The 10,661-nt window shown below is 41.9% G+C and carries 6 protein-coding genes; 5 read left to right on the forward strand and 1 reads right to left on the reverse strand.

The window, feature by feature from the left end; genetic code table 11:
- Both AB4238_RS19295 and AB4238_RS19300 read left to right on the forward strand, forming a co-directional pair.
- A partial coding sequence (locus AB4238_RS19295; protein ID WP_372034897.1) for a U32 family peptidase occupies positions 1-1,395 on the forward strand: 1,395 nt, incomplete at its 5' end.
- Positions 1,396-1,644: 249 nt separating this feature from the next.
- The gene (locus AB4238_RS19300; protein ID WP_372034899.1) at positions 1,645-4,026 is read left to right on the forward strand and encodes a Lon protease family protein; all 2,382 of its coding nucleotides are present in this window, start codon (positions 1,645-1,647) and stop codon (positions 4,024-4,026) included.
- Positions 4,027-4,090: 64 nt separating this feature from the next.
- On the opposite strand, the gene AB4238_RS19305 is transcribed toward AB4238_RS19300, so the two are convergent.
- The gene (locus AB4238_RS19305; protein ID WP_371991550.1) at positions 4,091-5,011 is read right to left on the reverse strand and encodes a manganese-dependent inorganic pyrophosphatase; all 921 of its coding nucleotides are present in this window, start codon (positions 5,009-5,011) and stop codon (positions 4,091-4,093) included.
- A gap of 218 nt (positions 5,012-5,229) precedes the next feature.
- Between AB4238_RS19305 and AB4238_RS19310 the strand changes: the two genes are divergently transcribed.
- The 3 genes from AB4238_RS19310 (at position 5,230) to AB4238_RS19320 (ending at position 10,412) form a co-directional block, all read left to right on the forward strand.
- Entirely contained in the window at positions 5,230-5,565 is a 336-nt protein-coding gene (locus AB4238_RS19310; RefSeq protein WP_372034901.1) for a PBPRA1643 family SWIM/SEC-C metal-binding motif protein, read from the forward strand.
- A gap of 444 nt (positions 5,566-6,009) precedes the next feature.
- Positions 6,010-7,200, forward strand: coding sequence for an efflux RND transporter periplasmic adaptor subunit (locus AB4238_RS19315; protein ID WP_372034902.1), 1,191 nt, complete (start codon positions 6,010-6,012; stop codon positions 7,198-7,200).
- 2 nt (positions 7,201-7,202) lie between these two features.
- Positions 7,203-10,412, forward strand: coding sequence for an efflux RND transporter permease subunit (locus AB4238_RS19320; RefSeq protein ID WP_372034904.1), 3,210 nt, complete (start codon positions 7,203-7,205; stop codon positions 10,410-10,412).
- The last annotated feature ends 249 nt before the right edge of the window (positions 10,413-10,661 follow it).

Raw genomic sequence — 10,661 nt, forward strand, 5'->3', positions numbered from 1 at the left:
CACTTTAGTGCGATTGAACAATCTAAGCCTCATGCATCTGCAGATGTTGTACAAGTCGTTAAACAGCGCTTATATGATAAGAAAACATTGATTATCGACTCTGTTGGCGAGCAGATTAAACCCTTGGATATTAGCAAACCGGCTATAAAACTGGTGATTAGTGGTCAATTGGGTGGAGTGTTAAACATTGATGTCTTTGTTGCCACAGACAAACTCCCAAGCTTTAGTGTGCAATCGACGAGCCTGCTATCAGCGGCAACCAAGTATCAACTGTCAAAAGGTGAACTTACTAGCCGCTTTTCAAACCTTGATTCCTATAAACATCAATTGGATGGTATCGATTTTTCGCAATTTGCAGACGACGTTTATCTTTCGTTTAAAGAATTAACGCAGATGAAAATGGCAATAGTGCGTTACTTAAATGGCAATAAAGCCATTATTAAACCCGTTGAGTTTAGTGAGGTGCGTAAAGCCCGTTCAGCAGCTTACACCGGTTTAAATACTACTGAGTCGGAGCGTAGCAATACCATTTGCTCAATATTGATTGGCAATCGAAAAGAGCTCGCTTTATACAGAACACTTAAACAGCAGTACACTACGCAAACGTTGAGAGTTTACTATGCGATACCCGATTCAATTGCCTGTGAGTCTGATAAATTAATCACACTTTTTAATGCCGAACCGGAGCTGACGCCCTGGTTTGGCGCTATTGTGCTAGAGCAAGAGTTTGAAGCCGTTACACATTTATTGGAGTCGATACCACAAACACAGATTGTGAGTAATAACACCGGTGTAGGATTTATCGCGAAACAGTTAGCAGTTAATTGGATCGCAGGACCACACCTGAATACCAGCAACTCTTTTAGTTTAACCAGTTTACAAAGTCAGGGTTGCAATGGCACTTTCATTTCCAATGAACTGAATCGAAAACAGATAAAACCAATTAACGCACCGATAGGATTTAGTCTGCATTACAGTGTGTTGCACCCTATCTTGTTGATGACCAGTCGTCAGTGCTTGTTCTTACAGTCAGCAGGGTGCGATAAACAAGTGATGGATGAAGAGTGTTTATCTATTTGTAAAAAGCGCACCACCATTACCAATGTTAAGCAGATTGATTTTGTCATTGATAAAAAGCGCCGCGATCATAATAACCTGATTGGTGCTGAGCTGTTTTTTAACCCTAGTATTGTCACTGATATCCCTAACAAGTTTGATTCCGTGTTGTTAGATCTGCGTTCGATTGAAACTAAAACGGATTTTGTTTGGCCGAAAATCGATTTAGTTAATGCTTTTCAAGACTATTTACAACAGCGAACAGATTGCAAAAGTGAGCAGCAGTTTTACCAAGCTTTGTCAGTTTCTACACGGGCTCAGTATCTAAAAGGAATATAAGCCTCAGGCAGATTCATATGCGACTTTATAGTAGGAAAGATCCCAATATTAAGTCGCAAAGTTCGTTAAATGCGCCACACTAATTCTTCATTAACAGCTATTTTTTCCTTCTTAATCGTCCTACTTGGCTACTTATACAGCAGTTAAAAGCTTATCGAGGTGATTTTGCTCATTTAGGCCATATTTTTGCGGATAAATGCTATCTAACTGTATAGAGTAGAATTATTAACCGTCATAAGAGGAACAACTATGCCAATAACACCTCTCAGTAGTGACCAACTATACCGAACTTCGGGGCTGAAACAGCTGCCTACTAGCTGTAAGTCAACTAAACATTTAGAACCGCTCGACAAGATTGTCGGTCAAGAACGTGCCCAGCAAGCGGTGGAATTCGCCCTTTCCATGAAAGAAAAGGGTTATAACATTTATGCATTAGGTCGCAATGGCCTAGGTAAGCGTACTATGGTGCTGCGCCACCTAAGCCGTCAAAAAGAAAACTCAAACGGGCGTACGCTTTATGATTGGTGCTATGTGGTCAACTTTGACGATACCCGCAGCCCAAAAGTCTTGACTCTACCCGCTGGAACCGGGCTTAAGTTTAAAAAACAGATTGAAAAGCTGATGCTTAAATTGTCGAAGGGCTTGCCATTGGCGTTTGACAACGAGATGTATTACACCCGCGCAGACAAACTCAAAAACCAATTAGCAGCAAAGCAGGAAGAAGCGCTGGTAATGCTCACTGAGGAAGCAAAAACTCACAGTATTGGTTTGTCTATTTCTCCTCAGGGCAATTACGAGTTGGTTGCGCTCAATGGTGAAGAACCGCACTCAGAAGAAAGTTATCTGATGTTGTCGCCAGAAGAGCAAGACGCTATGCAGGCTGCGATTAGCTCGCTTGAAGCAAAGTTACGCGGCATTGTCAGAAAAATCACTGAATGGGAAGATGAGTATTCTGAAAAGCAACAGAAACATGACGAAGAAGTTGCTGAAGAAGTCTTATCACTCGCTTTTGCTAAATTAAAAGAGAACTATAAAGAACAGGCCAATGTAAAAGCCTATATCAAGGCGATGCATAAGGATATTCTCGATAACCTTGATATATTCCTCGAAGAGAGCGAAGAGCAAGCTGCCCTAGCCTACGCCTCAATGAGCAAGAAGATGCCAAGACGCTACCAGATCAATGTTTTGGTGGCGCAAGACTCGCCTTATCAACCGATTATTGTTGAAGAAACGCCAAATTATCACACCATATTTGGCTATGTAGAAACGGCGACCTATAAAGGCACTGTGTTTACCGACTTTTCACTTATTCGCCCCGGTAGTTTGCATAAAGCTAACGGTGGGGTATTAATGATTGATGCGGTAAAAGTGTTAGAGCACCCGTACGTATGGGACGGGTTGAAGCGTGCTTTACGTTCTAGAAAACTCAGTTTAACGTCATTGGAGCGCGAAGTGACCCTTTCAGGTGCAATCTCTCTTGATCCTGAAGCCATTCCGCTTGATGTAAAGATCATCCTATTTGGAGACTTTGCTACTTATAAATTACTCCAGCAATATGACGCTGAATTTACTGAGCTATTTAGGGTGACAGCAGACTTTGAAGATAGAATGCCGCGCACCGATGAGTCGGAAGCACATTACGCGCAGTTTATCTCGAGCATTATTCACAGTAATAAGATGCTGCATTGCGATAGAAAAGCGATTGCTCGGATTATCGAATTTAGCTCTCGTCAAGCTGATGATCAGAATATGCTGTCACTGCACTCAGTGGATACGGCTAATTTACTGCGTGAAGCTAACTACTGTGCCCGTGCCGTCAACGCGAATATGATCCGTGTCAGTCATGTAGAACAGGCGTTAGCCAATAAAGAGAATAGAATTTGTCGTGCTAAAGATGACTATATGCAATCTTTCGTCAATGGCACGACATTGATTTCCACAGAAGGTAAACGAACCGGACAGGTCAATGCCCTGTCGGTGATGTCGACAACCGACTACCAATTTGGCGCACCGAGCCGGATCACCGCGACCACCTCATTTGGTGAAGGACAAGTGTTCGATATTGAGCGTACTGTTGACTTAAGTGGCAGTATTCACTCTAAAGGTGTGATGATTCTAACCGCTTATATTGCCTCAATTTTGGGTAAAACCGATAAGATCCCGCTATCGACTCACTTAACTTTCGAGCAGTCTTATGGTGGTGTTGATGGTGACAGCGCAACCATGGCCGAGCTTTGCGCTATGTTGTCTTCATTTGCCGACCAACCATTAAGGCAAGATATCGCTATAACGGGTTCGATGAATCAGTTTGGTGAATCTCAGCCAATTGGTGGCGTAAACGAAAAAATTGAAGGCTTCTTTGATGTTTGTAAAATTAAAGGTCGCAAAAGTAGTCAGGGGGTGATTATCCCAGTGTCGAATATCCACAACCTTATGCTTCGACCTGACATAGTTGAAGCGGTCAAAAAAGGTCGTTTTAATATTTGGGCTATTAGCCATGTAGACGAGGCTATTGAATTATTAACGGGTGTGGAAGTCGGTAAAGCAGATAAAAAAGGCTGTTATAGCTCAAAGAGCTTGCTTGGCAAAGCGCAGCTTAGATTGAAATCACTCTACAAAGAAAAGTCTTAGTCGCAACACTCAATAAAAAAGGCCGAACTGATGTTCGGCCTTTTTTTACACGTCAAACTTAGATTTAAGCAAATGCAGCTTGTAAAGGTGGTACCACTTGCTTCTTACGGCTAAGCACACCATCTAACCACACTTTACCGTCGTTAGATTGCTTGTCATAAGCTGATTCGATAATCGCTGCATCGTCACTAACGATAAGCATTTCCGAACCTTCTTTCATTATGTCGGTAAGAAGTAACAACACACTATGGCGGTTGCCTTCTGCTTTCAGTGCTGCAATATCCGCAACTAAGCTTGCCTTAATATCATCAAATACTGATAGATCAATCACTTCAAGCTGACCAATGCCAACTAAGTTGCCATTCATATTGAAATCTTTAAAGTCACGTAGCACTAAATCACGAGCAGGCGTACCTTCTACTGCTGATTTAACTTTAAACATATCCATACCAAGCTCTTTATAGTCAGCAATACCAGCAATTTCTGCTAGCGCTTCAACACACTTGATATCGGCTGTTGTACAAGTTGGTGATTTGAAGATAACCGTGTCACTTAAAATTGCACACATCATAATGCCGGCAATCTCTTTCGGGATCTCTACATTATAAAAGTCATACATCATCTTGATGATGGTATTACTACAGCCAACTGGACGGATCCAACATTCTAGTGGAGTAGAAGTTGTAAGATCACCTAGCTTGTGATGGTCAACAATACCGACAATAGTCGCTTCTGCAATGTCATCAGGTGCTTGAGTCAGCTCTGAGTGATCAACAATATAAACTTCTTCACCAGCGTAGCTCATCTTTAGCTCTGGTGCGTCAAAACCAAATTTGTCGAGAATAAACGCGGTTTCAGGTGAAAGTTCACCTAAACGAGAAGCGACAGAAGCTTCTCCAATTTGGTTTCTAAGATGTGCTAGTGCGATTGCACCACAAATTGAATCAGAATCTGGGATTTTGTGGCCCACAACATAAACTGGCATAGATAAAGCTCTCCTTTAATTTTCAGTAATTTTACCAAACTTTTTGCCAATGCGGAAATAACTAAAAGGTCGAATGGTGGGCCTTTGGAGTATGATTGCCTCTTTAAGCTATTTTATAGGCTAAATTGCAGACAACCGGCGGCATGGCGTATCAAATTGGTTGGTTTTGCTGTATAAAGCTTCGTCCTATTACATTTTCACTCTAGAGCTTGGTACCGATGTCAGATAAATTTTTCTTTAAAGGCCGTAAAACCCCAAAACCAAAACATGAAAGTTATGGTTACAACACTAAACGTGCGGCTAAACTAGGTACCGAAGTTAATCCACTGCTGTTAACAGTCCAAACCGAAGACCGCCAAATTGAGATCATTAAACTACTTGATGATAATCAACTACTCGGCCAGGTAACTATCGATGCAACAATCGAAGAGAACATTATCGATTTAATGGGGATCCTTAATAAGCCTGTCACTACTCGATTTGAAAAGCAGCCAAACAGAAATGATCCTTGCATCTGCGGAAGTGGCAAAAAGTATAAGAAATGTTGTGGTTAATAGCAGCATAATCAGCGTACGGGTGAGCAGTTAACCGCTCTCATCTGTACCTTATTAAGAATCCCTCCCCTTAGTAAATTACTTACTATTGCTTCTATAAGTGATGTACAGCTTTTGTAATTGTTATATTTTAACCAATCATTCAAATTTAAAATATTTTTCTTAAGATAACGACCTCACGTTATACCTTTGAATTTTAAAGGTAAATGATTAGCACTGTTTAGTCTTTATTTGTAATTACTCCCCCGTATCGTGAACAGCAATGTCTAAATGTAAACTTATGAAACACAAGTTTACACAATCCAACTGTTACAAATCGCCATATCTATTAACATACACTCAAAATATTATTTGAATTGCGTTTGGCATTAGTCGTATTGGCCAAATATTTTATACGCAACAAAAATCAGTGTGTGGTGTTTGCTTCAACAAGAGGATGTGTTTGTGGCTACGAAAAAACAGATAATTTTACCTTTGGTAGTGATTGTAATTGGTATCGCAGGTTTTGCTGGTATGGCGGCATTAAAAAAGCCACCTGAAGAAAAAGAGGAACTGGACACTACTCCATTGGTGTCAGTTCAGGCAATCGAAATTAGACCAATGGATTTTTCGGTGAGCTCCTACGGTGTGGTTGCAGCAAAGTATGAAACTGAATTGGTTTCACAAGTAAATGGCGAAATTGTATTTCTCTCTGAAAAGTTTGTTCGCGGTGGCTTTGTAAAGAAAGGAGACATCTTAGCCAAGATTGATCCTAGTGATTACGACGCTGCATTGATCGATGCACAAGCAAACATGGCTTCTGCACGTGCCACACTGGTACAAGAGAAAGCGTTCGGTAAAGTTGCTGAAGCAGAATGGGAGCGAATTAAAGATGGCGTGCCAACAGAGCTTAGTTTGCGTAAACCACAACTTGCACAAGAGATTGCAAAATTAAACTCATCCGAAGCCGGCCTTAAGCGCGCTAAACGAAATGTAGAACGTACAGTAATTAAAGCGCCTTACGACTCTCTGATTGAAGCACGTAATATTGGCTTAGGTTCATATGTCAGTATGGGCACAAATTTAGGTAAGGTATTAAGTACTGGCAAAGCTGAAATCCGCTTACCCATCGCCGATAAAGAGATCCAGTTTTTAACTAACAAAGGCAATAACGCTGATGTTATTTTAAAAGGTAATTTTGCTGGTCAACCACAAGAGTGGCAAGCAAAGATTGTCCGCAGCGAAGGTGTTATTGATAGCCGCAGCCGCATGACTTACTTAGTTGCTGAAGTCGCTGATCCCTACGGACTTAAGTCAAACAACAATGAACTACGTTACGGCACTTATGTCACTGCTAGTATCGGTGGTGTCCATGCAGGTGAAGTGACCAAGGTTGCTCGACATTTAGTGATTAATGGTCAAGTTGCCGTTCTAGATGATGACAGTAAGCTTAAATATGTTGATGTTAATGTTGTACGCCAAATAGGCTCGCAGGTCATTATCACTGACGGCTTAGATTCAGGTATGAAGCTTATAACCTCGGCACTTGATTACCCTATTGAAGGGATGCAACTGGCATTACCAAAAGACAAATCATTAAACAATGTTTTTTCCGAAACACAACCTACGCAAATTGCGATGGAAGATAAGGAATAATCATGATTGATACACATAAAGGTATCATTGCTTGGTTTGCTCGTAATAGCGTAGCTGCAAACCTATTAATGATCATTATTTTGCTTGGCGGACTGTTGACTGCCAACACCATTAGAAAGCAGTTCTTTCCTGCAGTTGAGATCAACTGGCTTGAATTTAATGCCGTTTATCCAGGTGCAGCCCCCCAAGAAGTGGAAGAAGGGATCACCATTAAGATTGAGGAAGCACTTGAGAGTGTTCAAGGTCTTAAACGTGTTATTACTTATTCAAACCGTAATGCATCATCAGGTTACTTTAGAATTGAAGACTCCTACGACCCACAAGTGGTGTTGGATGAAGTTAAATCTGAAATTGATTCGATTTCAAGCTTTCCTGACGGCATGGAACGACCAAAAGTTGAACGCATTAAGCTTAGACAAGAGGTCATGTATGTCAGTCTTTATGGCGATCTTAACAAGAGACAGCTTAAAGACTTAGGCGAGAAGATCAACGATGAATTAATGCAACTGCCTTTAGTCAATATCACTGAATTCTATGGCGGACTTGGCTACGAGATTGCCATTGAAGTCAGTAAAGATAGGCTAAGAGAGTTTGGACTAACCTTTAATGACGTTGCGGCTGCAGTTCGTGGTTATTCACGTAATATGTCAGCCGGTCAAATACGGGCAGAAAACGGTTATATTAACCTGCGAGTGCAAAACCAAGCGTATGTGGGTTATGAGTTTGAAAGCTTGCCACTCATTACTCTACAAGATGGCTCTACCCTGCTACTTGGTGATGTCGCCACTGTTATCGACGGTTTTCAAGAAGGTATACAATACTCTAAATTTAACGGTAAAAACTCAGTTACCTTTTTCATTGGTGCAGCAAACGATCAAAGTTTGACCGACGTTGCTAAAGTCGTGAAAGGTTATATTGCTGACAAGCAACAAGTGTTACCTGAAGGCGTTAAACTCGAGCCGTGGGTAGATATGACCTACTACCTTGAAGGTCGACTTAATCTGATGCTTGATAGCATGAAGAGTGGTGCAGTATTAGTATTTATTCTACTCGCGCTATTCCTTCGAGTCAGGTTGGCATTTTGGGTAATGATGGGTTTACCTGTTTGTTTCTTGGGTACTTTATTGTTCATGCCAATGGGCATGATAGACGTGACAATTAACGTCATTAGTTTGTTCGCCTTCATCCTGGTACTGGGTATCGTTGTTGATGACGCTATTGTGATGGGCGAAAGCGCCCATGCAGAGTGTGAAGAGAAAGGCCAGAGTATTGATAACGTTATTAGAGGCGTTAAGCGGGTAGCCATGCCGGCCACCTTTGGTGTTTTAACGACAATTGCCGCCTTCTTACCGATTACACTCGATGACGGCCCCTCCTCTGCCTTCGGACAAGCAATCGGTTTTGTGGTGATTTTGTGTCTGTTGTTCTCATTGGTTGAGTCAAAGTTAATTCTACCTGCGCATTTAGCGCGTATGAAGCAACCTAAAGTGGTGCAACCAGGGTCTAAGAACCCATTAGACTGGTTACGCATTGTGGTTAACTTTTTACAGTCTAAAGTTGATTCAGGGCTTAAGATCTTAATCTCTAAGTATTACCGCCCCTCGCTTGAGTTAGCAGTAAAGTATCGCTACACCGTGATCATGATTTTTATTAGTCTAATTATGATCTGCGCCGGTTTATATGCTGGTGGTCTTGTTCGCTTCATTGGTCAACCGAAGATCCCACATGACTTTCCTAGGATCGAGTTTGAAATGAACATCGATGCCTCAGAAAACGCGACGTTAAGTGCTGCACTTGAGATTGAAAAAGCGCTACGCTCTGTAGATACTGAACTTGAAGCTCAATATGGTCAAAAGATGATCTCTGACATGCAGGTTGAGCTACGAGGTCGAACTTCAGCTCAGGTAATGACTAAACTCGTTGACCCTGAACTGCGTCCAATGGATACCTTTGCAGTTGCTGAATTGTGGCGTCAAAGCATGCCTCTTATTCCGGGAATGAAGTCATTTAGCATTCAAGATAATTTATTTGGTGGTGGCCGCGACGATGGTGACATTAGCTTTAGACTAGAAGGGAAAGATGACCTCCAATTAGTTGCCGCGGCTAAAGAACTAAAAGCCAAGCTCAATACCTTAAAGGGTGTGGGTGATGTTAACGATAGTCGTCAATCTAGTGCCAAAGAGGTTCAGTTTGAGCTTAAGCCTTTAGCAAATAGTTTAGGGTTAACCTTAGCTGATATCGCTAGCCAAGTTGGTAATGGTTTCTATGGTCTAGAAGCTCAGCGTATATTGCGTAACGGCGAAGAGATCAAAGTGATGTTGCGCTACCCTGAAGAGCAGCGTAACTCAATTGCTCAAGTCTCGGATGTATTGATCAAGACACCTCAGGGCGCGGAGATCCCGCTTTCAGAAGTGGCAACAATCATTATTACTGATGGTGTAAACAGTATCCGTCGTGAAAATGGTAACCGAACGATTAATGTATGGGGCTCGGTCGATGCAGACCAGGCTGAACCATTTAAGCTTGCTAAGGATATTAGAGATAACTTCTTACCTGAGTTACTGACTAAATACCCAAGGGTTAAAAGTGAAGTTTCGGGCAACATCCAAGAGCAACTTGATAGTGCCGATACCCAGCTAAGAGATTTCCTTATCTCGATGCTAGTTATCTATAGCCTACTCGCTGTGCCGCTCAAGTCATATGCACAACCAATAATGATCATGTCGGTGATCCCATTTGGTGTCATTGGTTCTGTATTAGGCCATATGCTGTTAGGACTGGATTTAAGCGCCCTTTCGGTCTTTGGTATTATTGCCGCGGCTGGTGTTGTGGTTAACGACTCCTTAGTGATGGTTGATTACATCAATAAATCGCGAGAATCTGGCATACCGATGAAGCGTTCGGTGCTCGAAGCGGGTTGCAGACGTTTTAGAGCGATTTTGCTCACTTCGTTAACAACCTTTATCGGGCTGGTACCGATTATGGCTGAGACAAGCATGCAAGCACAAATGGTGATCCCAATGGCTGTATCACTCGCGTTTGGTGTTTTATTTGCGACGGTAGTGACCTTGGTACTCATTCCATGCCTTTACGTTACTATTGAAGACTTAAAGCGCATCGTCGGGAGTAAATCTCGTGTTGAGGAGCCAACTGAGTCGGATACATTCTCCGAGCCTGTTTTACAAAATAAGTTCGTTTCTGAACAGAGTTAAACAAACCTATTGTTGATGTAGCTTTCAAAAGCCAGTTGTTATCGCAGCTGGCTTTTTTGTTGAATAACAAACCAGCTTTCCTGCCCAAGAGCCATTTACTTTGTTTTTAGCAAGAGCATTGCTTAGAAGGCTTAATGTTATGCAGAAATAGCTAACCTTGAATAATAGCAATCCTTGAGATTGGTTTTTGACGCATACGAAAAAGGGCTACCATTGCTGGTAGCCCTTCATCTTAATGTGGCGGAGAGA

The sequence above is a fragment of the Shewanella sp. 10N.286.45.A1 genome, assembly GCF_041470405.1.
In the GTDB taxonomy this organism is placed as follows: domain Bacteria; phylum Pseudomonadota; class Gammaproteobacteria; order Enterobacterales; family Shewanellaceae; genus Shewanella.